The sequence below is a fragment of the Thermus igniterrae ATCC 700962 genome, from assembly GCF_000376265.1.
Classification (GTDB): domain Bacteria; phylum Deinococcota; class Deinococci; order Deinococcales; family Thermaceae; genus Thermus; species Thermus igniterrae.
In genome coordinates this window covers 1-23,580 of the sequence record NZ_AQWU01000043.1, presented here as the reverse complement: position 1 = coordinate 23,580, position 23,580 = coordinate 1, and the positions used below count along the sequence as shown (strand labels likewise).

The 23,580-nt window shown below is 69.4% G+C and carries 30 protein-coding genes and 1 tRNA gene; 25 read left to right on the top strand and 6 right to left on the bottom strand.

What is annotated here, in order from left to right; all coding sequences use genetic code 11:
- From B128_RS0102490 to carA, 4 genes are all read left to right on the top strand, one after another.
- The coding region (locus B128_RS0102490) for an adenine nucleotide alpha hydrolase family protein (protein WP_018110705.1) at positions 1 to 501 on the top strand (501 nt) is incomplete at its 5' end.
- Positions 491 to 1,879, top strand: a complete 1,389-nt coding sequence (gene argH, locus B128_RS0102485) for an argininosuccinate lyase (protein WP_018110704.1) — start codon at positions 491 to 493, stop codon at positions 1,877 to 1,879. The genes B128_RS0102490 and argH, both read left to right, overlap by 11 nt.
- 10 nt (positions 1,880 to 1,889) lie before the next feature.
- The gene (locus B128_RS0102480; protein WP_018110703.1) at positions 1,890 to 2,414 is read left to right on the top strand and encodes an N-acetyltransferase; all 525 of its coding nucleotides are present in this window, start codon (positions 1,890 to 1,892) and stop codon (positions 2,412 to 2,414) included.
- Positions 2,415 to 2,453: 39 nt separating this feature from the next.
- Complete coding sequence (carA, locus tag B128_RS0102475) at positions 2,454 to 3,629, top strand: glutamine-hydrolyzing carbamoyl-phosphate synthase small subunit (RefSeq protein WP_018110702.1); 1,176 nt, start codon at positions 2,454 to 2,456, stop codon at positions 3,627 to 3,629.
- Here carA and B128_RS0102470 read toward each other — a convergent pair.
- Together B128_RS0102470 and B128_RS0102465 are read right to left on the bottom strand one after the other, a co-directional pair.
- Positions 3,626 to 5,257: a formate--tetrahydrofolate ligase gene (locus B128_RS0102470; protein WP_018110701.1), complete on the bottom strand. Its 1,632-nt coding sequence runs from the start codon at positions 5,255 to 5,257 to the stop codon at positions 3,626 to 3,628. The genes carA and B128_RS0102470 overlap by 4 nt on opposite strands.
- 22 nt (positions 5,258 to 5,279) lie before the next feature.
- Positions 5,280 to 6,212, bottom strand: a complete 933-nt coding sequence (locus B128_RS0102465) for a threonine/serine dehydratase family protein (protein WP_018110700.1) — start codon at positions 6,210 to 6,212, stop codon at positions 5,280 to 5,282.
- Between the two features lie 66 nt (positions 6,213 to 6,278).
- On the opposite strand from B128_RS0102465, the gene secG reads away from it, so the two are divergent.
- The 9 genes from secG to rsfS all read left to right on the top strand — a co-directional run bounded on the left by secG (position 6,279) and on the right by rsfS (position 11,064).
- Positions 6,279 to 6,506 (top strand): preprotein translocase subunit SecG, encoded by a 228-nt coding sequence (gene secG, locus B128_RS0102460; protein ID WP_018110699.1) that lies wholly within the window; start codon positions 6,279 to 6,281, stop codon positions 6,504 to 6,506.
- A 36-nt stretch (positions 6,507 to 6,542) separates the two neighbouring features.
- A tRNA-Ala gene (locus B128_RS0102455) sits at positions 6,543 to 6,618 on the top strand.
- 102 nt (positions 6,619 to 6,720) lie between these two features.
- On the top strand, positions 6,721 to 7,026 hold the full coding sequence (gene rplU, locus B128_RS0102450; RefSeq protein ID WP_018110698.1) for a 50S ribosomal protein L21: 306 nt from the start codon (positions 6,721 to 6,723) through the stop codon (positions 7,024 to 7,026).
- A gap of 3 nt (positions 7,027 to 7,029) precedes the next feature.
- Positions 7,030 to 7,287: a 50S ribosomal protein L27 gene (gene rpmA / locus B128_RS0102445; RefSeq protein ID WP_018110697.1), complete on the top strand. Its 258-nt coding sequence runs from the start codon at positions 7,030 to 7,032 to the stop codon at positions 7,285 to 7,287.
- Positions 7,288 to 8,538: a GTPase ObgE gene (obgE, locus tag B128_RS0102440; protein WP_018110696.1), complete on the top strand. Its 1,251-nt coding sequence runs from the start codon at positions 7,288 to 7,290 to the stop codon at positions 8,536 to 8,538.
- A gap of 1 nt (position 8,539) precedes the next feature.
- Positions 8,540 to 9,100 (top strand): nicotinate-nucleotide adenylyltransferase, encoded by a 561-nt coding sequence (gene nadD / locus B128_RS0102435; protein WP_018110695.1) that lies wholly within the window; start codon positions 8,540 to 8,542, stop codon positions 9,098 to 9,100.
- The gene (yqeK, locus tag B128_RS0102430; protein ID WP_026174962.1) at positions 9,075 to 9,629 is read left to right on the top strand and encodes a bis(5'-nucleosyl)-tetraphosphatase (symmetrical) YqeK; all 555 of its coding nucleotides are present in this window, start codon (positions 9,075 to 9,077) and stop codon (positions 9,627 to 9,629) included. The genes nadD and yqeK overlap by 26 nt, the downstream gene beginning before the upstream one ends.
- Positions 9,619 to 10,716 (top strand): LCP family protein, encoded by a 1,098-nt coding sequence (locus B128_RS0102425; protein ID WP_018110693.1) that lies wholly within the window; start codon positions 9,619 to 9,621, stop codon positions 10,714 to 10,716. The genes yqeK and B128_RS0102425 overlap by 11 nt, the downstream gene beginning before the upstream one ends.
- Before the next feature lie 6 nt (positions 10,717 to 10,722).
- Complete coding sequence (rsfS, locus tag B128_RS0102420; protein ID WP_018110692.1) at positions 10,723 to 11,064, top strand: ribosome silencing factor; 342 nt, start codon at positions 10,723 to 10,725, stop codon at positions 11,062 to 11,064.
- A gap of 14 nt (positions 11,065 to 11,078) precedes the next feature.
- Here the strand turns inward: rsfS and B128_RS0102415 are convergent, their stop codons facing one another.
- Entirely contained in the window at positions 11,079 to 11,630 is a 552-nt protein-coding gene (locus tag B128_RS0102415; protein WP_018110691.1) for a Uma2 family endonuclease, read from the bottom strand.
- Positions 11,631 to 11,634: 4 nt separating this feature from the next.
- Positions 11,635 to 11,916, bottom strand: coding sequence for a hypothetical protein (locus tag B128_RS0102410; RefSeq protein WP_018110690.1), 282 nt, complete (start codon positions 11,914 to 11,916; stop codon positions 11,635 to 11,637).
- 21 nt (positions 11,917 to 11,937) lie between these two features.
- Here B128_RS0102410 and panC point away from each other — a divergent pair, with 21 nt between their 5' ends.
- The 9 genes from panC (at position 11,938) to B128_RS0102365 (ending at position 21,012) form a co-directional block, all read left to right on the top strand.
- Positions 11,938 to 12,768: a pantoate--beta-alanine ligase gene (panC, locus tag B128_RS0102405; protein WP_018110689.1), complete on the top strand. Its 831-nt coding sequence runs from the start codon at positions 11,938 to 11,940 to the stop codon at positions 12,766 to 12,768.
- Positions 12,765 to 13,874 (top strand): type IV pilus twitching motility protein PilT, encoded by a 1,110-nt coding sequence (locus tag B128_RS0102400; RefSeq protein WP_018110688.1) that lies wholly within the window; start codon positions 12,765 to 12,767, stop codon positions 13,872 to 13,874. The genes panC and B128_RS0102400 overlap by 4 nt, the downstream gene beginning before the upstream one ends.
- 55 nt (positions 13,875 to 13,929) lie before the next feature.
- Positions 13,930 to 14,847, top strand: coding sequence for a class II fructose-1,6-bisphosphate aldolase (gene fba / locus B128_RS0102395; RefSeq protein WP_018110687.1), 918 nt, complete (start codon positions 13,930 to 13,932; stop codon positions 14,845 to 14,847).
- Between the two features lie 103 nt (positions 14,848 to 14,950).
- Positions 14,951 to 16,222: a thymidine phosphorylase gene (locus tag B128_RS0102390; RefSeq protein ID WP_018110686.1), complete on the top strand. Its 1,272-nt coding sequence runs from the start codon at positions 14,951 to 14,953 to the stop codon at positions 16,220 to 16,222.
- Positions 16,223 to 16,270: 48 nt separating this feature from the next.
- Positions 16,271 to 17,170, top strand: a complete 900-nt coding sequence (locus B128_RS0102385; RefSeq protein WP_026174961.1) for a M23 family metallopeptidase — start codon at positions 16,271 to 16,273, stop codon at positions 17,168 to 17,170.
- 1 nt (position 17,171) lies between these two features.
- Positions 17,172 to 17,546 (top strand): bactofilin family protein, encoded by a 375-nt coding sequence (locus B128_RS0102380; RefSeq protein WP_169333336.1) that lies wholly within the window; start codon positions 17,172 to 17,174, stop codon positions 17,544 to 17,546.
- A 1-nt stretch (position 17,547) separates the two neighbouring features.
- Positions 17,548 to 18,405 (top strand): acetyl-CoA carboxylase, carboxyltransferase subunit beta, encoded by an 858-nt coding sequence (gene accD / locus B128_RS0102375; protein WP_018110683.1) that lies wholly within the window; start codon positions 17,548 to 17,550, stop codon positions 18,403 to 18,405.
- Positions 18,389 to 19,339 (top strand): acetyl-CoA carboxylase carboxyltransferase subunit alpha, encoded by a 951-nt coding sequence (locus B128_RS0102370; RefSeq protein ID WP_018110682.1) that lies wholly within the window; start codon positions 18,389 to 18,391, stop codon positions 19,337 to 19,339. Before accD ends, B128_RS0102370 begins: the two co-directional genes overlap by 17 nt.
- Positions 19,340 to 19,407: 68 nt before the next feature.
- Positions 19,408 to 21,012 (top strand): PEGA domain-containing protein, encoded by a 1,605-nt coding sequence (locus B128_RS0102365; RefSeq protein WP_018110681.1) that lies wholly within the window; start codon positions 19,408 to 19,410, stop codon positions 21,010 to 21,012.
- Positions 21,013 to 21,048: 36 nt separating this feature from the next.
- On the opposite strand, the gene B128_RS0102360 is transcribed toward B128_RS0102365, so the two are convergent.
- Complete coding sequence (locus B128_RS0102360; RefSeq protein WP_018110680.1) at positions 21,049 to 21,684, bottom strand: DUF1648 domain-containing protein; 636 nt, start codon at positions 21,682 to 21,684, stop codon at positions 21,049 to 21,051.
- 31 nt (positions 21,685 to 21,715) lie between these two features.
- Here B128_RS0102360 and B128_RS0102355 point away from each other — a divergent pair, with 31 nt between their 5' ends.
- The 3 genes from B128_RS0102355 (at position 21,716) to B128_RS0102345 (ending at position 23,260) form a co-directional block, all read left to right on the top strand.
- A complete protein-coding gene (locus B128_RS0102355; RefSeq protein WP_018110679.1) occupies positions 21,716 to 22,408 on the top strand; it encodes an NTP transferase domain-containing protein in 693 nt (230 codons plus the stop codon).
- A gap of 4 nt (positions 22,409 to 22,412) precedes the next feature.
- Positions 22,413 to 22,952 carry a hypothetical protein gene (locus B128_RS0102350; RefSeq protein WP_018110678.1) on the top strand — a complete coding sequence of 180 codons (540 nt, stop codon included), beginning with the start codon at positions 22,413 to 22,415 and terminating at the stop codon, positions 22,950 to 22,952.
- Between the two features lie 68 nt (positions 22,953 to 23,020).
- Complete coding sequence (locus B128_RS0102345; RefSeq protein ID WP_015716251.1) at positions 23,021 to 23,260, top strand: ferredoxin; 240 nt, start codon at positions 23,021 to 23,023, stop codon at positions 23,258 to 23,260.
- 87 nt (positions 23,261 to 23,347) lie between these two features.
- Here the strand turns inward: B128_RS0102345 and B128_RS0102340 are convergent.
- A partial coding sequence (locus B128_RS0102340; RefSeq protein ID WP_018110677.1) for an IS5 family transposase occupies positions 23,348 to 23,580 on the bottom strand: 233 nt, incomplete at its 5' end.

Below are 23,580 nucleotides of genomic sequence, written 5' to 3'. Positions count from 1 at the left end.
GCCCTCCTGCAAAAACTTAACGAAATCGGGGGCCGGCACGGGGTGGGCCGGGTGGACCTGGTGGAGAACCGCTTCGTGGGCATGAAGTCCCGGGGGGTGTACGAAACTCCGGGGGGAACCATTCTCTANCACGCCCGGCGGGCGGTGGAGAGCCTCACCCTGGACCGGGAGGTCCTGCACCAGCGGGACATGCTGGCCCCCAAGTACGCGGAGCTGGTCTACTACGGCTTCTGGTACGCCCCGGAGCGGGAGGCCCTGCAGGCCTACTTTGACCACGTGGCCCAGGGGGTGACCGGGGTGGCCCGGCTGAAGCTCTACAAGGGGAACGTGTACGTGGTGGGGCGGAAGGCACCCAGGAGCCTTTACCGCAAGGACCTGGTTTCCTTTGACGAGGCGGGAGGCTACGACCAGAAGGACGCCGAGGGCTTCATCCGGCTCCAGGCCCTGCGCCTGAGGGTGCGGGCCCTGGCCGGGCGGGAAGGGGAGGGGCATGGGGCATAGGACCTGGGGCGGGCGTTTTGCCGAGGGGCCGGACCGGTTGGCGGCCCAGTTCAACGCCTCCCTTCCCTTTGACCGGGCCCTGTGGCGGGAGGACTTGCTGCAGAACCGGGTGCATGCCCGGATGCTCAAGGAGGTGGGCCTCCTCACGGAGGAGGAGCTTGGGGCCATCCTCCAGGGCCTGGACCAAATCCAGCAGGAGATAGAGGCGGGCACCTTTCCCTGGCGGGAGGAGCTGGAGGACGTGCACATGAACCTCGAGGCCCGCCTCATGGAGCTCATCGGCCCCCCGGGGGGCAAGCTCCATACCGCCAGGAGCCGCAACGACCAGGTGGCCACCGACCTGCGCCTCTTCCTGAAGGGGGCCATAACCGAGCTCCTGGAGGCCCTCCTTGCCGTGCGGCGCGCCCTGGTGCGGGAGGCGGAGAAGCACCTGGAGCCCCTCCACGTCCTCCCCGGCTACACCCACCTGCAGCGGGCCCAGCCGGTGCTCCTTTCCCACTGGTTCCTGGCCTACTACGAGATGCTCACCCGGGACGCCGGCCGGCTTAGGGACGCCAGGGAGCGCCTGGACGAAAGCCCCCTGGGGGCGGCGGCCCTGGCGGGGACGGGCTTCCCCATTGACCGCCACTTCACCGCCAAGGAGCTGGGCTTCCGTGCCCCCATGCGCAACTCCCTGGACGCGGTGGGGAGCCGGGACTTCGCCCTGGAGGTCCTCTCCGCTCTCAACATCGGCATGCTCCACCTCTCCCGCCTGGCGGAGGAGCTCATCCTCTACAGCACGGAGGAGTTCGGCTTCGTGGAGGTACCCGACGCCTTTGCCACCGGCTCCTCCATCATGCCCCAGAAGAAAAACCCCGACATCCTGGAGCTCATCCGGGCCAAAAGCGGGCGGGTCCTGGGGGCTTTGGTGGCCCTCTCCACGGTGGTGAAGGGCCTGCCCCTGGCCTACAACAAGGACCTGCAGGAGGACAAGGAGCCCCTTCTGGATGCCCTGGCCACCTACCGGGATAGCCTCAGGCTCCTGGCGGCCCTCCTCCCCGGCCTCCGGTGGCGGCGGGAGCGCATGTGGCAGGCGGCCGAGGGGGGCTACGCCCTGGCCACGGAACTGGCCGACTACCTGGCGGAGCGGGGCCTGCCCTTCCGGGAGGCCCACCACGTGGTGGGGCGGCTGGTGCGCCGGCTTTTGGAGGAGGGCCGGCCCCTCAAGGACCTCACCCTGGAGGAGCTAAAGGCCCACCACCCCCTTTTCGGGGAGGAGGCCCTGCCCCTCCTCCGCCTGGAGACCGCCATCCACCGCCGCCGCTCCTTCGGGGGCACGGCCCCGGAGGCGGTGCGGGAGAGGCTTCGGGAGGCTAAAAGGGAGGTGGGCCTTGATTGAGCTGGGACAGATGGAAAGGGCGGGCGTAACCCTGCCCCCGGTGCGGCCCCAGGCGGCGGTGGAGCTGAGGCGGGCCCGCCTCAGCGACGTGGACGCCATCTACTGGCTCATCCGCTACTGGGCGGAAAAGGGGCTGATGCTGGTGCGTAGCCACAGCCACCTCTACGAGAACATCCGGGACTTCCAGGTGCTGGAGGACGAGGACGGCCAGATCGTGGGCACCGTGGCCCTGCACGTTCTCTGGCGCGACCTGGCGGAGATCCGCGGCCTGGCGGTCCACCCCGAGCGGCAGGGGCAGGGCCTGGGGCGCTGGCTGGTCCTGGGGGCGGAGCGGGAGGCCCGCGACCTGGGCCTGCCCCGGGTCTTCGCCTGGACGCTGCAGGTGAACTTCTTCCGCTCCCTGGGCTACCAGGTGACCACCCGCGAGGCCCTGCCCCCCAAGGTGTGGAGCGAGTGCAACGCCTGCCCCTTCTATGAGAACTGCCGGGAGATCGCCGTCATCAAGCACCTTTCCCCCGGGGCCTTTGCCGGCTAGAATGGGCAGGATGGGCACCTGTAGCGACCGGGAGGCGGCATGGCGGGCGTGAAGGAACGGGCAGTCTTGGTGCTGGAGGACGGCACCGTCTACCACGGCTACGCCTTCGGGGCCCGGGGGAAGACGGTGGGGGAGGTGGTCTTCAACACCGCCCAGACCGGCTACCAGGAGATCATGACCGACCCCAGCTACCACGGGCAGATCGTGGTCATGACCTACCCCCACCAGGGCAACTACGGGGTCAACGTCTACGACATGCAGTCCAACCGCCCCTGGGTGAAGGGTTTCGTGGCCAAGGAGTTCAGCCGCATCGCCTCCAACCCCAGGGCCCAGCAGACCCTTAAGGAGTTCATGGAGTTCTACGGGGTGGTGGGGATCGAGGGGATCGACACCCGGGCCCTGGTGCGCAAGATCCGGGAAGGGGGGGTGCTGAAGGGCACCATCGCCCACGCCAGCCTCTTTGGCCCCCCGGACCACGCCTTCACCCTCGAGGAGCTGGAGGCCCTACGCCAGGAGGCCAAGGCCTGGACGGACATTGACGGGCGGGACATGACCCCCGAGGTCTCCACCCCCCTGCCCTACGCCTGGCCCACCCTGAAAAGCGGGCGGCGCATCGTGGTCATGGACTTCGGCATCAAGCACGCCATCGTGGAGAACCTGGCCGCCCAGGGGTTTGAGATCCTGGTGGTGCCCGGCAAGACCCCGGCCAGCCAGATCATGGCCCTGGAGCCCCACGGCCTTTTCATCTCCAACGGCCCTGGGGACCCCTCCATGCCCCGCTACGCCCACGAGACCATCTGGAAGCTCATGGGCCTCCTGCCCACCTTTGGCATCTGCCTGGGGCACCAGCTTCTGGCCCTGGCCGCGGGGGGGCGCACCTACAAGATGAAGTTCGGCCACCGGGGGGCCAACCACCCGGTGAAGAACCTGCAGACCGGCAAGATAGAAATCACCAGCCAGAACCATGGCTACGCGGTGGACATAGACTCCCTCAAGGAGTTCCGCCCCACCCACATCAACCTCAACGACGGCACCCTGGAGGGCATGGCCCACGTGCGCTACCCCGTCTTCTCCGTGCAGTACCACCCCGAGGCCGCCCCCGGCCCCCACGACGCCCTCTACCTCTTCCACCGCTTCCTGGAGGAGGTGGAGGCCTTCCACGGGGCCACCGGCCTCCCGGTGGAAAAGCAGCGGGCGGACCAGCACGGGGTCTAGTAGTCCATGCCTCGGATGTTCCCCTCCTCGTCCACGTCAATCCCTAAGGCCTGGGGGACCTTGGGCAGGCCGGGGAGGGTCTCAATCCCTCCCATGTAGACCACCACGAACCCCGCCCCCAGCCGGCACCGGAGGTCGGTGACCCGCACCTTAAACCCCTGGGGCCTTCCCCGGAGCTTGGGGTTGTCGGAGAGGGAGGTGGCGGCCTTGGCCATGATCACCGGCAGGGCCTCGCACCCCTCCTTCTTGGCCGCCTTGAGGGCCCGCTTGGCCTCCTCGCTCCACTCCACCCCCTCGGCCCCGTAGACCCTGGTGGCGACGGTCTCCACCTTTTCCTCCAGGGGGGCCTCGAGGGGGTAGAGGGGCCGGTAGGCGTGGGGGAGTTCCAGGGCCTCCAGGACCCGCTCCGCCAGCTCCAGCCCCCCCTCGCCCCCCTTGGCGTAGACCTCGCTCAGGGCGAAGGGGAGGCCCCGCTCCTCGGCGAAGCCCCGCACCAGGGCAAGCTCCTCCTCTGTGTCCTGGGGGAAGCGGTTCAGGGCGATCACCGGCTTGTAGCCGAAAAGCTCCACGTTCTCCACGTGCTTTTCCAGGTTGGCCAGGCCCCGCCGCACCGCCTCGAGGTCAGGCATCTCGTAGGCGTCCTGCCCCCCGTGGTAGCGGAGGGCCCGGACCGTGGCCACCACGACCACGGCCTCCGGGATGAGCCCGGTGGTCCTGGCCACCACGTTCATGAACTTCTCCATGCCCAGGTCCGTGGCAAAGCCCGCCTCCTGCACCACGTAGTCCGCCAGCCCCAGGGCCCACTGGCTGGCCCGCACGGAGTTGGTGCCGTGGGCGATGTTGCCAAAGGGCCCCATGTGCACGAAGGCGGGGTTGCCCTCCGCCGTCTGCACCAGGTTGGGCAGAAAGGCCTGCTTCAAAAGGGCGGCCATGGCCCCCACCGCCCCCAGGTCCTGGGCGTAGACCGGTTTCCCCTCGTAGGTGAAGCCCACGCGGATCTTCCCCAGACGGGCCTTCAGGTCCTTGAAGTCCCGGGAGAGGCTCATGAGGGCCATGACCTCGCTGGCCACCGTGAGCTCGAACCCTCCCTCCCGGGGCACCCCGTGGGCCTTGCCCCCCAGGCCCAGGACGATGTGCCTCAGGGCCCGGTCGTTCATGTCGATGGCCCGCTTGAGCTCAATGCGCCGGGGGTCAATCCCCAGGGCGTTTCCCTGGTGCAGGTGGTTGTCCAGGAGGGCGTTCAGGAGGTTCACCGCGCTGGTGACCGCGTGGAAGTCCCCGGTGAAGTGGAGGTTGATCTCGTGCCGGGGCTCCACCCGCGCCTGCCCCCCTCCTGTGGCCCCACCCTTGACCCCGAAAACCGGGCCCAAGGAGGGCTCCCGCAGGGCCAAGGCCGCCCTCTTGCCCAGCCGCCAGAGGGCATCCACCAGGCCGATGGCCGTGGTGGTCTTGCCCTCCCCGGCCGGGGTGGGGGTGATGGCCGTGACCAGGATGAGCCGCCCCCGGGCCCTGGGGGGTTCGCCCAGCACCTTGGCCATGTGGGGGCCGTAGGGGTAGAGCCGTTCCCTTCCTAGGCCCAGCTTGGCCGCCACCGCCTCAATGGGTAGAAGGGTTTCCTTGACGATCACGGGCTCAGCTTACCCCCTCCTCCTAGGGAGAGAAGTCCCGGTTGCCCCCGGAGAGGAGGAGGGCCAGGGTCTGGGGTAGCCCACCCCCGTGCTCCAGCACCGCCGCCAGGGGCAGGGCCCCCGTGGGCTCCACCACCTGCTTGGTGCGGGTGAAAAGGAGGCGCTCTGCCTCCAGGATGGCCCCCTCGCTCACGGTGAGGATGCCGTCCACCCGCTCCCGCAGGATGGGGAAGGTGTACCGGCCCAAGGCCAGGGTCCTCACCCCGTCGGCCCGGGTCCTGGGGGCCTCGGGCAGGCCCACGATCTCCCCCCGCTCCAGGCTCTGCCGGGCGTCGTCTGCCCCCTCAGGCTCCACCCCCAGCACCAGGGTGGCGGGGGAGAGGGCCTTCACCGCGGTGGCCACCCCGGCGATAAGCCCCCCGCCCCCCACGGGAACCAGGACCGCCTCGGGGAAGACCCCCAGCCTGGCCGCCTGGGCCAGGGCCTCGAGGCCCGCCGTCCCCTGCCCCGCCACCACCAGGGGGTCGTCAAAGGGGTGGATGAAGGCGTAGCCCGTCTCCTCCAGAAGGGCCTGGGCCACCCTTTCCCGGTTTTCCACCGTCACCCCCCGGTCGTAGACCTCGGCCCCATAGGCCCGGGTGGCGGCCTTCTTCAGGGGGCTTGCCTCCTCGGGCATGACGATCAGGGCCTTGACGCCCAGGACCTGGGCGGCGTAGGCCACCCCCTGGGCGTGGTTGCCGCTGGAGACCGCCAAAAGCCCCTTGGGGCCCTTCAGGGTCAAGGCCTTGGAAAGGGCCCCCCGGGCCTTGAAGCTCCCCGTCTTTTGCAGGTGTTCGGCCTTGAGCAGGAGGCGCTTGCCCAAAAGCCTGTCCAGGAGGCGGGAGGTGAGGAGGGGGGTGCGGTGGGTGTACGGGGCGATGCGGCGGAAGGCGGCGTAGATCTCGGCCAGTTCCATGCCCCCATCTTGCCCCGAGGGCCTGGGGTAGACACCCCCTTGCCTGGGCGCTAGAGTGGTAAGGGTATGGACTTCCTCTACACCCTGGTCATCCTCCTCTACCTCGGCGTGGCGGGGCTTTTGGTCTATCTGGTCCTGGCGCAGGAGCCCAAGCAGGGGGCGGGGGACCTCATGGGGGCCTCCGCCGACCTCTTCTCCGCCCGGGGGGTCACCGGGGGGCTTTACCGCCTCACGGTCATCCTGGGCGCGGTCTTCGCCGCCTTGGCCCTCCTCATTGGCCTGTGGCCCCGTTGACAAGAAGCGGCCCCCTCGGTACCATAGGCGTTGCCTGGGGCCGTGGCGCAGTTGGGAGCGCGCCTCAATGGCATTGAGGAGGTCAGGGGTTCGAATCCCCTCGGCTCCACCAGGTAAGCCCCCCGCAAGGGGGGCTTTCGCCTACCTTGCAGGAAGGGGTTCTCTTGGGTATAGTAAAAGACCGGTAGGCCCTCCGGGGCCAAAAGGGGAGGCCATGTTCGCGATCGTCAAGACGGGTGGCAAGCAGTACCGGGTGGAACCCGGTCTAAAGCTCCGGGTGGAGAAGCTGGAAGCGGAGCCCGGTAGCCAGGTGGAGCTTCCCGTCCTCCTCCTGGGGGGCGAGAAGACGGTGGTGGGAGCCCCGGTGGTGGAAGGGGCCAAGGTGGTGGCCGAGGTCCTGGGCCACGGCAAGGGCGAGAAGATCACCATCTCCCGCTTCAAGGCCAAGGTGCAGTACCGCCGCAAGAAGGGGCACCGCCAGCCCTACACCGAGCTCCTCATCAAGGAGATCCAGGGGTGAGCCATGGCGCATAAAAAGGGTCTGGGTTCCACCAAGAACGGCCGCGACTCTCAGGCCAAGCGCCTGGGGGTGAAGCGCTACGGGGGTCAGGTGGTGCGGGCGGGCCACATCCTGGTCCGCCAGCGGGGCACCAAGTTCAAGCCCGGGAAGAACGTGGGCATGGGCCGGGACTTCACCCTCTTCGCCCTGGTGGACGGGGTGGTGGAGTTCCAGGACAAGGGGCGTTTGGGCCGCTTTGTGAGCGTCCGCCCCTTGGCGTAAATGTTCCTTGACGTTTTGCAGATCACCGTCGCCGCCGGAAAGGGCGGCGACGGTGCCATTTCCTTCCGCCGGGAGAAGTTCGTGCCCAAAGGAGGGCCCGACGGCGGGGATGGGGGGCGGGGGGGCAGCGTCTACCTGCGGGCCAGGGGTAGCGTGGACTCCCTTTCGGAGCTCTCCAAGCGTACCTACAAGGCGGAGGATGGGGAGCACGGCAAGGGAAGCGGCCAGCATGGCCGGGCCGGGCGCGACCTTTACATTGAGGTGCCCCGGGGTACCCGGGTCTTTGACGCGGATACCGGCGAGCTCCTCGGGGACCTGACCCAGGAGGGGGAGACCCTCCTGGTGGCCCGGGGCGGGGAGGGGGGGCGGGGCAACGCCCACTTCGTCACCCCCACCCGCCAGGCCCCTCGCTTCGCCGAGGCCGGCGCGGAAGGGGAGAAAAGGCGGCTCCGCCTGGAGCTCATGCTCATCGCCGACGTGGGCCTGGTGGGCTACCCCAATGCCGGCAAAAGCAGCCTCCTGGCCGCCACCACCCGGGCCCATCCCAAGATCGCCCCCTACCCCTTCACCACCCTGAGCCCCAACCTGGGGGTGGTGGAGGTGGGGGAGGGGGAGCGCTTCACCCTGGCCGACATCCCGGGGATCATTGAGGGGGCCAGCCAGGGGAAGGGGCTGGGTCTGGAGTTCCTGCGCCACGTGGCCCGCACCCGGGTGCTCCTTTACGTGCTGGACGCCTCCCAAGACCCCCTTGCCGCTTTCAGGACCCTGCGGCAGGAGGTGGCGGCCTACGACCTCGGCCTCCTCCGGCGGCCTAGCCTCATCGCCCTCAACAAGGTGGACCTCCTTTCCCCGCAGGAGGTGAAGGCCCGGGTGGCGGAGCTGGCCCAGGAGGGGCTTCCCGTGCTGCCGGTGAGCGCCCTCACCGGGGAGGGCCTCCTTGCCCTGAAGGAGGCCCTCCTCAGTCTGGTCAAGGCCACCCCCGCCCCCGAGCTCCCCAAGCCCGCGCCTTTGGTCCAGGTCCAGGCGGGGGTGGAGGTGGTCCCAGTGGCCGAGGGGGTTTACGAGGTGCGGGCCCCCGAGGTGGAGCGCTACCTGAAGCGGCTCAAGGGGGACCTGGCCGAGGCCGCCGGCTACCTGCAGGAAGTCTTCAAGCGCCATGGGGTGGAGGCTGCCCTCAAGGCCAAAGGGGTGCGGGCCGGGGACGTGGTGCGCCTGGGCGGCACGGAGTTTGAGTACATCCCGGAGGTCTAGGGTGCGCATCGGCCTTTTTGGCGGCAGCTTTGACCCCATCCACCTGGGGCACCTCCTGGCCGCCAGCGAGGCCGCCGACCGCCTGGCCCTGGACCGGGTCCTCTTCGTGGTGGCCGCCCGCCCCCCCCACAAGACCCCCGTGGCCCCGGCGGAGGCCCGCTACGAGATGGTCCTCCTGGCCACCGCCGAGGACCGCAGGTTTTTGGCCTCCCGGCTGGAGCTGGACCGCCCCGGGCCCAGCTACACCGTGGACACCCTCCAGGAGGCCCGGGGGCTCTTCCCGGAGGACGAGCTTTTCTTCATCACCGGGGCCGACGCCTACCGGGACGTGCTCACCTGGAAGGAGGGGCACCGCCTGCCGGAGCTGGCCACCCTGGTGGCCGTGGCCCGCCCGGGGTATGACCTTTCGGTGATGCCCGTTCCGGTGGTGCCCCTCCACGTTCCCGAGGTGGGCATCTCCAGCACGGAGATCCGCCGGCGGATACGGGAGGGGAGGAGCGTGCGCTATTGGCTACCCCGGTCCGTGGAGGTGTACCTTGAAAAACACGCCCTCTACCGCTGAGCTGTTGCAGAAGGTGCAGGCCCTGGTGCGCCCGGAGCGGCTGGCCCACATCCTGCGGGTGGCCGAGCTGGCCCGGGAGATTGCCCGCAACAACGGGCTGGATGGGGAGAAGGCCTATCTGGCAGGGCTACTGCACGATGCCGCCCGGGACCTGCCCGAGGCGGAGCTCCGCCGGCTGGCTCCCCCGGAGAACCCGGTGGAGGAGGCCCATCCCCTCTCCCTCCACGGCCGGGCGGCCCGGGCCTTGGCCCGGGAGTGGGGGGTTGCGGACGAGGCGGTGCTGGAGGCCATTGAGGGCCATGTCTACGGGGTTGACCCCAGTAATGGCCTGGGCATGGCCCTCTATATCGCCGACATCTCCGAGCCGGGCCGGGGGGTGAACGGGGAGATCCGGGAGCTGGCCCTGGCGGGAAGGCTGGCCGAGGCCTACCGCAAGGCGGTGCGCAACAAAGTGGAGTACCTCACCGCCAAGGGGGTTCCCGTGCACCCCAAGACCCTGGCCGTGTACCATAGCCTGAATGCGCCCTAGGCTTTCCTTTCTCCTCCTGGCCCTGGCCCTTTTCGCCCTGGGGGGGGTGCTCTCCCTACCCCGGCCCCCTAAGGAGGAGGCGGTGCGCCCCAAGCGGGTAGGGATCCTCCCTGAGCTTGGGGTGGTGGTGGCCGCCCGGGACATTGAGTACTGCGGCTACCACACCCCCTGCGGCCCGGGAAGCCGCACGGACACCGTCTTCTACCTGCGCCTTAGGGGGCAGGAGGTGCGGGCGGTGGCCCTTCCCCGGGACCTCTATAGCCCGGTGGTGGGGGGCAAGATCAACGCCGCCTACGGCCGGGGAGGGGCGGAGCTCCTCAAGCGGGCGGTGGAGGAGGCCACGGGGCTTCTGGCCGAGCGCCACCTGGTCCTCACCCTACAGAGCGTGGCCCGGGTCATTGACGCGGTGGGCGGGGTGGAGGTCTACCTGGACAGGCCCATGCGCTACACCGACCGGGCGGCCAAGCTCTTCATTGACTTCCCCGCGGGCCGCCTCCACCTGAACGGGGAGGATGCCGTGAAGTACATGCGCTTCCGCCACGATGCCCTGGGGGACTACGCCCGCCTGGACCGCATCAAGGGGGTGCTGACCCAGGTGCTCAAGAAGGCCCAGGACCCCCGCACCTGGCCCGCCCTCACCGGGGCCCTGCGGGAGGGGTGGCGGGAGCTGGACACCGACCTTTCCCTGGAGGAGGTCCTGGCCCAACTCCCCGCCGTGCGGGGCCTTAAGCTCTCCCTGGCCACCCTGCCCACCCGGGAGGGGCCGGGCACCTTCCTCTACGTGGACGAAGGGGCCCGCCAGGGGTTCTTGGCGGCCTTCTTCGGGGCTAACCCTCCTGCTTTGCCCCCCCAGGTGTCCGTGCGCCTGCGGGGGGAGCCAAGCCTCCTCCGCTGGGGCCAGGCCCTCCTGGTCCGCGAGGGCATAGAGGTGGTCCTGGAGGAGGCCCAGGTGGTGCGAAGCGCCGTTTACACCCAGGACCCCGTGGCCGGGGCCTACCTGGCGGACCTCTTTCACCTGCCCCTCCTTTCCCCCCACCTCCCGGTGGCGGGAGCGGTGGTGGAGCTGGGCCAGGACCTGCTACAATGAGGCCAGATGGTGAAGACCAAGGAGGCGGTGGAGCTGGTCGGAAGGATCAAGGATCTCCTCTGGGAAAAAAAGGCGGAAAAGGTGGTGGCCCTGGACCTCAGGGCGGTCTCCGAGAGCCTGGACTACTTCGTGGTGGCCAGCGCCACCAGCACCCCCCACCTCCAGGCCCTGGAGCGCCACCTGCAGGAAAAACTGGAGGAGGAAGGCCTCCGCCCCCGGCCCACGGAGGGGCAGAGCCCCCGCTGGGTGGTGCTGGACTATGGGGAGGTGGTGGTCCACCTCATGACCCCGGAGGCCCGGGAATACTACGACCTCGAGGGCTTCTGGGCGGACGCCGAGCGCCTCTAAGGAATAGGCGGGGCTCAGGCTAGGCCGGCGTAGACCTCTTCCAGGTCCAGTGTTCCCCCTAAGCAGGGAAGGGGCACCAGGCCTTGGGTGAACCGCCGCCAGCTAAAGCCCTCCCCTTCCCGGAAGTAGCCCTCCAGACCTTTCCTCTCGGGGTCCAGGAGAAGGTACCCCTGTAGGCTGGCCAGACCCAGATAGGCCCGCATCTTCTCCCAGCGGTCCTGGGCTTCCGTGGAGGGGGAGAGGACCTCTATCACCAGGCAGGGGTTTTCCTCGTAGGAGGGATTTTGCCCCGGGGGGGCACAGACCACCATGAGGTCCGGATAGTACACGGTATCCGGAGCCACTTTGAGCTTGAAGGTTTCCGCATGGACCCGGCACCCCCTGGCCAAGGCCAGGGGGAAGAGGGCCGCCCCCAGGGCAGTGACCAGGAGGTTGTGCTGCCGGCTGGCCCCGGCCATGGCCCGGGGAAAGCCCCGCACCAGCTCGCGCCGGACAGGGCTTTGGGCCTCCTCCTCCAGGTACCGGCTCAAGGGAAGGGGGTGCAGGACCTCCGCCGGCTCTGCCACCCCTTCATTTTACCCGTGGCGGGGCCAGGGGCCCCATGATGAAGCGCTGGAAGGCCAGGTAGAACCCCAGGTAGACCAGAAGCTGGAACCAGAAGCTCTGGGCCACCCCCAAGCCCAGGGCCCCGGCCAGGAGGATTAGGGCCACCGCCCCCATCATCACCAAGGTGGTGCGCAAAAAGACCCCGGGGAAGTACCGGAGGGCCTCGCGGAAGGTTTTGGGGCGCCTTTCCTCCCACTCCTTCAGGGCCTTCTTCTTGAGCTTCTCCTCGCGTTTTTTCTTCCCCACGGGGAAAGTATACTGGGCCTCGTGAAGGTGGTCCGTACCGTGGCTGACCTGAGGGCCCTCCTTCCCCGGGAAGGGGTGGGGTTCGTGCCCACCATGGGGTACCTGCACCGGGGGCACCTGAGCCTGGTGGAGCGGGCCCGGCGGGAAAACCCCTTCGTGGTGGTCTCCATCTTCGTGAATCCCTTGCAGTTTGGTCCCGGGGAGGACTACCACCGCTACCCCCGGGACCTGGAGCGGGACCAGGCCCTGCTGGGGGAGGCGGGGGTGGACCTCCTCTTTGCCCCCAGCGTGGAGGAGATGTACCCCAGGGGCTTTGCCAGCCGGGTCCTGGTGGAAGGCCCCCTCACCACCCTTTGGGAAGGGGAGGTGCGCCCCGGCCACTTCCAGGGGGTGGCCACGGTGGTGGCCCGGCTTTTCCTCCTGGTCCGTCCCGAGCGGGCCTACTTCGGAGAGAAGGACTACCAGCAACTCCTCGTCATCCGCAAGATGGTGCGGGACCTGGGCTTTCCCCTGGAGGTGGTGGGGGTGCCCACGGTGCGGGAGGAGGACGGCCTGGCCCTTTCCAGCCGCAACGTCTACCTTTCCCCCGAGACCCGCAGGAAAGCCACGGTCCTCTACCAGGCCCTCTTGGCCATGAAGGAGGCCGCCCGGATGGGCAAGGGGGTGGGGGAGGCTTTGGCAGAGGGGGAACGGGTGCTGGCCCAGGTGCCGGAGTTCCGCCCGGACTATCTGGCCATCGTGCACCCGGAGACCCTACTTCCCCTTTCCCGCTGGGTGCCGGGGGCCCGGGGCATTGTGGCCGGGCGTTTCCCCGAGGTGCGCCTCATTGACAACCTGGAGGTTTACCCGTGAGCGAGGCCTTTGCCCAGGAAGGGAAGCAGAGCCTTTTGGAGATGTTCAAGGCCATGGTCCAGGCCCGGGCCTCGGACATCCACCTGCAGGCGGGGGCTCCCCCGGTGATCCGGGTGGACGGGAAGCTCCGTCCCTTCGGCAACCGCCCCCTTACCCCCAAGGACCTCGAGGCCATCGTCCGGGCCCTCCTCACCCCGGAGCAGGCGGAGGAGCTGGAGTACCGCAAGGAGATGGACTTCGCCTACACCATCCCTGGGGTGGCCCGCTTCCGTTGCAACCTCCTGAGGCAACGGGGGAGCTTTGGCCTGGTCATGCGGGTGGTGGCCGAGGTGATCCCCAGCTTTGAGGCCCTGGGCCTTCCCCGGGAGGTCCTGGAGGGCCTGGCGGCCAAAGAGCGGGGGCTCATCCTGGTGACGGGGCCCACGGGAAGCGGCAAGAGCACCACCCTGGCGGCCATCATCGACCACATCAACCTGCACTACGCCAAGAACATCATCACCATTGAGGACCCCATAGAGTTTCTGCACAAGCACAAGAAGAGCCTGGTGGTGCAGCGGGAGGTGGGGCTGGACACGGACAGCTTCTACTCCGGGGTCAAGTACGCCATGCGCCAGGACCCCGATGTGATCCTCATCGGGGAGATGCGGGACAAGGAGACGGTGGAGGCCGCCCTCATGGCCGCCCAGACCGGGCACCTGGTCCTTTCCACCCTGCACACCCTGGACGCCTGGCGCACCATCAACCGCATCATTGAGTTTTTCCCCCTCCATGAGCACCAGCAGGTGCGCATCCTCCTGGCGGAGTCCCTCCTCGGCATCCTCTCCCAGCGCCTCCTGCCCCGGGCGGACGGGGCGGGGCGGGTCTTGGCCCTGGAGGTCCTCATCGCCACCCCCTACGTGCGGGAGCTCATCAAGGACGAGGACAAGACCCCCCAGATCAAGGAGGCCATGATGGAGGGGGCCATCCACGGCATGCGCACCTTTGACCAGCACCTGGTGGAGCTCTACACCCAGGGGCTCATCTCCCTGGAGGACGCCCTCTCCGCGGCCACCAGCCCCCACGAGTTCCGCCTCCTCCTCACCAAGGCCACGGGCCAGGCCTACTGAGGCCATTTTCCACGCTTCCATAAGCGCAGGGGTATAATCTCCGCGGGAGGCAGTTATGCTGGTTACCGGTCTAGAGATCCTGAAGAAAGCGCGGGCCGAAGGCTACGGGGTGGGAGCCTTCAACACCAACAACATGGAGTTCACCCAGGCCATCCTCGAGGCCGCGGAGGAGGCCAGGAGCCCGGTCATCCTGGCCCTTTCCGAGGGGGCCATGAAGTACGGGGGCCGGGCCCTGACCCGCATGGCGGTGGAGCTGGCCAAGGAGGTGCGCGTGCCCGTGGCCATCCACCTGGACCACGGCTCCAGCTACGAAAGCGTGCTGAAGGCCCTCCGGGAGGGCTTTACCAGCGTCATGATCGACAAGTCCCACGAGGACTTTGAGACCAACGTGCGGGAGACCCGGCGGGTGGTGGAGGCGGCCCACGCCCTGGGGGTCACGGTGGAGGCGGAGCTGGGGCGCCTGGCGGGGATTGAGGAGCACGTGGCCGTGGACGAGAAGGACGCCCTGCTCACCAACCCCGAGGAGGCCCGCATCTTCATGGAGCGCACCGGGGCCGACTACCTGGCGGTGGCCATCGGCACCAGCCACGGGGCCTACAAGGGCAAGGGGCGGCCCTTCATCGACTTTCCCCGCCTGGAGCGGATCGCCGCCCTGGTCCCCGCCCCCCTGGTCCTGCACGGGGCCAGCTCCGTGCCCCCGGAGCTCATTGAGCGCTTCCGGGCCGCCGGGGGCCAGATCGGGGAGGCGGCGGGCATCCACCCCGAGGACATCCAGCGGGCCATCGCCCTGGGGGTGGCCAAGATCAACACGGACACCGACCTGCGCCTGGCCTTCACCGCCCTCATCCGGGAAGGCCTGAACGCCAACCCCAAGGAGTTTGACCCCCGCAAGTACCTGGGGCCGGCCCGGGAGGCGGTGAAGGGGGTGGTCAAGAGCCGCATGGAGCTCTTCGGCTCCGTGGGCAAGGCCTAACCCTTTATCGGGGCCTGGGGGAAGGTGAAGAGACCTCCCCCAGCCTTTTTTCTAAGGGGCCGAGCCCAGGTGGAGGGAAGGTCTGTTGGCGTAGCATGGGCCCATGAACCCCGTGCTCTTCATCCGGGAAAAGCGGGAGGGCCTCAAGCACCGCAGGGAGGACCTGGAGGCCTTCCTCCTGGGCTACCTGCGGGAGGAGGTACCCGACTACCAGGTGGCCGCCTGGCTCATGGCCGCCTTCCTGAGGGGCCTGGACGCGGAGGAGACCCTCTGGCTCACGGAGGTCATGGCCCACTCCGGGCGGGTGCTGGACCTGTCGGACCTGCCCCACCCCGTGGACAAGCACTCCTCCGGGGGCGTGGGGGACAAGGTGAGCCTGGTGGTGGGGCCCATCCTGGCCGCCAGCGGCTGCACCTTCGCCAAGATGTCCGGCCGGGGCCTGGCCCACACCGGGGGGACCATTGACAAGCTGGAGTCGGTTCCGGGCTGGCGGGGGGAGATGACGGAGGCGGAGTTCCTGGACCGGGCCCGGCGCATCGGTCTGGTGATCGCCGCCCAAAGCCCGGACCTCGCCCCCCTGGACGGGAAGCTCTATGCCCTGCGGGACGTGACCGCCACCGTGGAAAGCCTCCCCCTCATCGCCAGCTCCATCATGAGCAAGAAGCTGGCGGCTGGGGCAAGGAGCATCGTGCTGGACGTGAAGGTGGGCCAGGGGGCCTTCATGAAGACCCTGGAGGAGGCGCGCCTGTTGGCCCAGACCATGGTGGGTATCGGCCAGGGGGCGGGCCGGCGGGTGCGGGCGGTCCTCACCAGCATGGAGGCCCCCTTGGGCCGGGCGGTGGGGAACGCCATAGAGGTGCGGGAGGCCATCGCCGCCCTGAAGGGGGAAGGCCCCCAGGACCTCCTGGAGGTGGCCCTGGCCCTGGCCGAGGAGGCTCTCAGGCTGGAGGAGCTTCCCCCGGAGCGGGCCCGGCAGGCCCTGGAGAGCGGGGCCGCTCTGGAGAAGTTCCGCACCTTCCTGGAAGCCCAAGGGGGGGACGGCAGGGTGGTGGAGGACCCCTCCCGCCTGCCCCTGGCCGAGGAATACCCCCTTCTGGCCCAGGAAGAGGGGGTGGTGCAGGCCGTGGACGCCTACCGGGTGGGCCTGGCGGTCCTGGCCCTGGGGGGCGGGCGCCGGAAGAAGGGGGAGGCCATTGACCACGGGGTGGGGGTCTACCTCCTGCGGAAGCCGGGGGAAAGGGTGGCCCCCGGGGAGCCCCTGGCCCTCCTCTACCACCGGGGTCGGGGGCTGGCCGAGGCCCTGGCCCACCTCCAGGCGGCCTTCCGCCTGGGCGAGGCCTTCCGCCCCGTTCCCCTGGTCCTGGAGGTGGTCTAGGGGCTTGGGGGGTTGCCCCCTTTTCCTCCCCTGGTATACTCCTCGGGGATGAAAAGGCGGCCTACCCGTTACACCCTTCTCCTGGCCAGAAGCGGCGGGGGGAGCCGGGCGGTCTCCCTGCCGGGCTGGGCCCTAGGCCTCCTCCTGGCCCTTTTGGTCCTCTGGACGGGGGCTAACCTCTACTTCTGGCACAAGGGGCGGGAGGCCAGGGCCCTGGAGCTTCGCCTGCAGACCCTGGCCCAGGAGGCCCGCCGGCTCTCCCTGGCCCTCGAGGCGGAGCGGGCCAAAAACGGGGCCCTCTCCCAGGAGGCCGAGCGCACCAAGAGGGAACTCGAGGCCATCAAGAAGGCCATGGACGAGCTCCGCCGCCGGGCCGGGCTTTCCCCCATCAACGCCCTGCCCGTGCGCTACCAGGAGGGAGGGCAGGGGGGTGGGGCCCTGGAGGGGTGGGCCGAGGTGCGGGCGGAGGTGCTGGACCTCAAGAACCAGCTCAGGGAGCTGGTTCCCGCTCTGGAGCGCACCCTGGAGGTGGAGCAGAGCCGCCCCCTGGGCCTGCCCCTCAGGGCCTACGAGGGGGTCACCTCCTTCTTCGGCCTGCGCAAAAACCCCTTTGGCCGGGGGATGGAGTTCCACGACGGCCTGGACTTCTCCGCTCCCTACGGGGCCCCGGTCTACGCCACGGGGAGCGGGGTGGTGGCCCGGGCGGGCTGGATGGGGGCCTACGGCCTCGCGGTCCTCCTGGACCATGCGGAGGGGTACCAAAGCCTCTATGGCCACCTCTCCCGCCTGGCCGTGCGTCCAGGAGAGCGGGTGGAGCGGGGGCAGGTGCTGGGCTACGTGGGCTCCACCGGCCGCTCCACCGGGCCCCACCTGCACTACGGCGTCTACCGCTACGGCACCCCCCTGGACCCCAGGCCTTACCTTTCCCCCACCTGGGCGGGCCGGTAAAATGGGGCGGATGTTTGCCAAGAGGCAAGGGAGTGCCCTCACCTACCTGGGGCCCGAGACCGAGGTCTTGGGGGACCTGAAGGCCAAGGGCCAGGTGCGCATAGACGGGCTGGTGCGGGGTTCGGTGTACGTGGAGGGGGAGCTGGAGATCGGCCGCACCGGCCGGGTGGAGGGGGAGCGCATAGAGGCCGGGGTGATCCAGGTGCACGGGGAGGTCAAGGCGGACGTCTACGGGGGCCGGGTCTCCCTTTCCAAGACTGCCCGCCTTACGGGCACGGTCCGGGCCCAGGCCCTGGACGTGGAGGCGGGGGCGGTCTTCATCGGCCAGATCCTGGCGGGGGAGACCCGGGCCCTCGAGGCCCCCAAGGAGGCGTAGCGTGGCCCTGGAGCGGCTTTTCCGGAGGAAGCGGCCCAGCGGGGAGAACCGCGACGTCCCCGAGCTCTGGACCAAGTGCGAGGGGTGCGGGGCCAGCCTCTACAAGAAGGAGCTGCGGGAAAACCTCCTGGTCTGCCCCAAGTGCGGCCACCACCACCGCCTGCCCGCTTCCGAGCGGGTGGCCATGCTGGCCGATCCCGGCACCTTCCAGGAGACCACCCGCCTGGCCCCCCTGGACCCTTTGGGCTTCGTGGACACCAAGCCCTACGCCGAGCGCCTCAGGGCCTACCAGGGAGAGACGGGCCGTAAGGACGCCATCCTGGGGGGCACCTGCGCCATCGGGGGGGTGCCGGCCGTCCTCCTGGTCATGGACTACGCCTTCGCCGGGGGGTCCATGGGGAGCGTGGTGGGGGAGGAGATCGCCCGGGGGGCGGAGAAGGCGGCGGCGGAGGGGAGGGCCCTCGTCATCGTGGCCGCCTCCGGGGGGGCGAGGATGCAGGAGGCGGCCCTTTCCCTCATGCAGATGGCCAAAACGGTGATGAGCCTGGACCGCCTGTGGGAGCGGCGCCTGCCCTACGTGTCCATCCTCACCGACCCCACCACCGGGGGGGTCACCGCCAGCTTCGCCGCCTTGGCCGATGTGATCTTCGCCGAGCCCGGGGCCCTGATCGGCTTTGCCGGCCCTCGGGTCATCCGCCAGACCATCCGCCAGGAGCTTCCTGAAGGCTTCCAGCGGGCGGAGTTTTTGCTGAAGCACGGCATGGTGGACCGGGTCACGGACCGCCGCAAGCTGAAGGCCGAGGTGGTCCGGGTCCTCCGCCACCTGCACCCGGGAGTCCCCTATGCCCCTGGAGTTTGAAAAGCCCATCCTGGAGCTGGAAAAGCGCATACAGGAGCTGAAGGAGACCGCCAAGGCCACGGGGGTGGACCTCGAGGCGGAGGTCCGCCTGCTGGAGGAACGCCTGGCCCGCCTCAAAGGGGAGATCTACGGCAACCTCACCCCCTGGCAACGGGTACAGCTGGCCCGGGCCCAGGGGCGGCCCACCACCCTGGATGTCCTGGAGAAGGCCTTCCAGGACTTTTTGGAACTCCACGGGGACCGGGCCTTCGCCGATGACCCCGCCATCGTGGGGGGGCTTGCCTACCTCGAGGGCCAGAAGGTGGTGGTGGTGGGCCACCAGAAGGGCCGGGACACCAAGGAGAACCTCCAGCGCAACTTCGGCATGCCCCACCCCGAGGGGTACCGCAAGGCCATGCGCCTCATGGACCTGGCGGACCGCTTCGGCTACCCCTTTCTGGCCTTCATCGACACCCCCGGGGCCTACCCCGGGGTCTCCGCCGAGGAGCGGGGCCAGGCCTGGGTCATCGCCCAGAGCATCCAGCGCATGAGCCGGCTTAGGGTGCCGACCATCGCCCTCATCCTGGGGGAGGGGGGGAGCGGGGGGGCCTTGGCCATCGGGGTGGCCAACCGGGTCCTCATCCTGGAGAACGCCTGGTACTCCGTGATCAGCCCCGAGTCCTGTGCGGCCATCCTCTGGCGCGACGCCAAGGAGGCCCCCAAGGCCGCCGAGGCCCTGAAGCTCACGGCCCAGGACCTCCTGGCCCAGGGGGTGGTGGACGCCATCGTCCCCGAGCCCGAGGGAGGGGCCCACAAGGACCCCGAGGGGGCCATCCGGAACATCAAGGAGGCCCTCCTAAAGACCCTGGAGGAGCTTAAGGGCCTCTCCCCCGAGGCCCTTTACCAGGACCGCTACCGCCGCTTCCGCGCCCTGGGGGCCTACGCCGAGTCTTAAGGGGCCTTGGCCTCCTTCCCTCAGGGTTTTCACAGGAAACCTTTAGCCTGAGGGTGGAGGTGAGGGATATGCGCAAGCTTCTCCTGGCAGCCTGGGTCCTAGGGATGGCCCTGGCCCAGCAGATCAGCCCCCAGGGGATCATCGTCAACCCGGTGCCCACCGACCTGCAGGTGCGGGTCTGGGTGGACAAGGACCCCGGTAAGCGGGGCCAGGCGGTCTACCAGGTGGGCGAGCCCATCTACATCTACGTGAACGTCAACCAGGACGCCTACGTCTACCTCTTCAACATCAACGCGGACGGGCGCATTGACCCCATCCTGCCCAACGCCTTTGAACGGGACAACTTCCTCAGGGCGGGGGAGACCCGGCGCTTTCCCCCGGAGGGGGGGCGCTACCGCTACACCGTCACTGGTCCCGAAGGGGAGGACCGGGTGCTGGCGGTGGCCAGCAAGCGGCCCCTTTCCCTGCAAGAGATCCTGGACGTGGAAAGGAGCCAGGTGCGGGTGCAGGGGGCCGAGGGGCTGGCCCGGGCGCTTTCCATCGTGATTGAGCCCCTGCCCCCCCGGGACTGGGTGACGGATGTGGCCCGCTACGTTGTAGGCCGGGTCCCCACCCCGGCCACCGCCACCCTGGTGGTGGACTCGAGGCCCACAGGGGCCGAGGTCTACCTGGACGGCCGCCTCCAGGGCCGCACCCCCCTGACCCTCACGGTGAACCCCGGGCGGCAGGAGGTGGAGCTCCGGCTTTCCGGCTACCAGTCCTACCGGGTGGTGGTGAACCCCAGGCCTGGGGAGCGGGTGCAGGTTTTCGCCCAGCTGGTGCCCGAGCCCAGGCAGGGGACCTTGGCCATCACCTCTACCCCCTCGGGGGCCGAGGTTTACCTGGATGGGGCTCTAAGGGGCCGCACCCCTCTTTCCCTTAGCCTCCCCGAGGGGCGGTATGGGGTGGAGCTTCGGCTTGTGGGCTACGAGCCCTACCGGGCCACGGTGCAGGTGCGCCCGGGGGAGACCGCCCGGCTGGACGTGCGCCTCACCCCCGTGCCCCGCACCGGCACCCTCCTCCTGGAGACGAGCCCGGCAGGGGCCGAGGTCTACCTGGAGGGCCGCCTCCAGGGCCGCACCCCCCTGCGCCTCACCCTGGAGGAGGGGACCTATCGGGTGGAGTACCGCCTCCCGGGCTACGAGCCCTACGGGGCCACGGTGCGGGTGGAGCGGGGCCGGGAGACCCGGCTGGCCGCCACCTTGAGGCCCATCCGCACCGGGGAGCTGGTCCTCGAGGCCCGGCCTGAGGGCGCCGAGGTCTACGTGGACGGGCGCGCCGTGGGGCGGGCCCCTCTCCGGCTCACCCTGGAGGCCGGCCTGCACGAGGTGCGCGTGGTAGCCCCGGGGTACAGCGAGTACCGGGCCCAGGTGGAGGTGCGCCCCGGGGAGAGCCTGCGCCTCTTTGTGGAGCTTGTGCCCTTGCGGGCGGTCCTGGAGCTTTACCTGAACGTGGAGGCCCGGGTCTTCCTGAACGGGGAGGAGGTGGGCCTGGCCCGGGGTGGGTACCTGCGCCTGGAGGCCCCCCTGGGCGAGCACGAGCTCACCCTGGTGGCCCCCGGCTACCGCACCCTGGTGCAGACCCTGCGCCTTAGCGGCAACCAGGTCCTGCGGCTGGAGCTAAGGCGGCTTTAGCCCAAGGCCCGGCTGGGCGCCCCGACTCCGGGGCGCCTAGGCTGTTTCCCGCCGCCAGGCCAGGTAGGAGAAGAGCAAGAGGTACAGGCTCCCCAGGAGGAGGGCGGCCAGCCAGAGCCAAAGCCCCACCCCCTGGCCCCCCGCAAGGGCCACCCCCCAGGCCAGAAGCCCCAGGAGGAGAAAGACCCACCCTGCCCGGCGGTGGGTGGCCTGCCAGACCCGGGGGCTTTCCAGGGTCCAGGGGGTGCGCACCCCCGCGAAGTAGTTGGCGGGGAGGCGGGGCAGGAGGAGGCCCAGGACCAGGAAGACCAGGCCCACGCCCAGGAGCACCGCCCGGCCCACGGGGAAGGGCTCGCCCTGCACCTGGCGCCAGGCGGCGTAGAGGAAGATGGCCTGCAGGAGGGCGAAGGTGAGGACCACCCCCCCGGTGAGCCAGGGCCAGACCCGGGGGGCCTCCCTCAGCTTGGGGTCCAGCCGGGGGGCCAGGGCCAGGAGGGAGTAGAGGAGGGTGAGCACCAGGGGCAGGAGGAAGACCTCGGCCCGGCTCCCGTAGCGGTCGGCTACCCCCTGGGCGTTCCAGTGGACGGGGATCCTTTCTGGCAGGTGCCCGTAGGCCCAGAGGGTGAGGGCCCAGGTGAGGAGGAGGCCCAGGGGGGCAAGCCACTTGGTCATGCCCTCAGTCTAGTCCCTTAGCATGGGGGGCATGGAGGCCATCGTCTTGGCGGGGGGAGAGGAGGCTTGGGCAAAGCGCTACGGGGTGCGGAGCAAGGCCCTGGTGCCCTACCGGGGTAGGCCCCTGGCGGAGTGGGTCCTTGCGGCCTTAGAGGGGGCAGGGCTTTCCGTGGTCTACGTGGGGGAGAACCCGGGGCTTTCCCCGGCGCCCAGGCTCACCCTCCCCGACCAGGGGAGCCTGCTGGCCAACCTGGAAGCGGCCTTGGCCCACGTGGAGGGCCGGGTCCTGGTGGCCACCGCCGACATCCCCCACCTCACCCCGGAGGCGGTGCGCTTTGTGCTGGAACAGGCCCCCCGGGCGGCCCTGGTCTACCCCATCGTGCCCAAGGAGCGGGTGGAGGCCCGCTTTCCCGGGAACCGGCGCACCTACGCCCGGCTCAAGGAGGGCACCTTCACCGGGGGGAACCTCCTCCTCTTGGACAAGGCCCTCTTCTTCCAGGCCCTTCCCCTGGCCAGGCGGGTGGTGGCCCTGCGCAAAAACCCCCTGGCCCTGGCCCGCCTCATCGGCCTGGACGTGCTCTTCAAGCTCCTTCTGGGGCGGCTTTCCCTGGCGGAGGTGGAGGCCCGGGCCCAGCGGCTCCTTGGGGTGGAAGCCCGGGCCCTCCTCACCCCTTACCCCGAGGTGGGGGTGGACGTGGACCGGGAGGCGGACCTGGTAAGCTAAGCCCATGCGCACGGTGAAGGAGCTTCGTCTGGCCGGGCTTTTCGCCTACCTGGCCGCCCTGGTGCTGGGGCTACTCTTCTCCTACCTGGTGCACGCCCTTCTGGGGGGGACGGGCCGGCTGGGGTGGGGGAGTTTTAACTTCGTCGGCCTCCTGGAGGGGCTCGGCTTCCTCTTTTTCTTCACCTTCACCCTGTACCTGGCCAAGAAGGCGGTGCGGGTACCCTGCACCACCCTGCTCACCGCGGGCCTCCTCTGGCCCACCCCGGCCCACCGCCTGGCCCGCCCCCTGCCCCGGGTGGAGGGCCTCGAGGCCTACGAGGGCCGGGGGGTGGCCCTTTTGGTGCAGGAGGGGCGGCCTTTGGGGGTCCTGGGCCTGGCCGACCACATCCTCTCCCTGGAGGAGGTGCCCAGCGTGGAAGGAGAGGTAGCCGTGAGCGAGCTTTACCCCCTTTTCCTGCGCCAGCCCCTGGTCCTGGTGGTCCGGGGGGAGGAGGTGCTGGGGGGCATTTCCCGCGAGGCCTTCTTCCGCCACGTGGGCAGTTGAGGCCCACCCCGTTGACAGGGGGCGTCCTGGCCTAAAATAGGGGGGAGCGGTAGCTCGGGAGGTGAAGGATGCCGCACGTGATCTGTGAGCCCTGCATCGGCGTAAAGGACCAGTCCTGCGTGGAGGTCTGCCCCGTGGAGTGCATCTACGACGGGGGGGACCAGTTCTACATCCACCCCGAGGAGTGCATTGACTGCGGTGCCTGCGTGCCCGCCTGCCCGGTGAACGCCATCTTCCCCGAGGAGGACGTTCCCGAGCAGTGGAAGTCCTACATCGAGAAGAACCGCAAGCTGGCTGGGCTAGGCTAGGTCTACCTTTAGGCTCTTGCACTGTCCCCCGGTGAGAGCCGGGGGCTTTTTTGGTTAGAGGCTGTCGTAAAAGTCCTCCACGGCCAGCTACGCGGCCCTAGCCAGCCGCTTCACCAACAAGCGTAGCATGCCCAGATACACCCAGGCCTCGCTCACCCGAGGGTTAGCTTCGTAGTCCTTGGCAAGCCGCCGATTCCGCCCAAGCCAGGCGAAGGTCCGCTCCACCACCCACCGCTTGGGCAAGGGCTTGAACCCCCTCTCCCGCGGAAGCTCCGGCGCCTCCTCCCCCTCCCGCACCCAGACCCCACGCACCCCCGCGT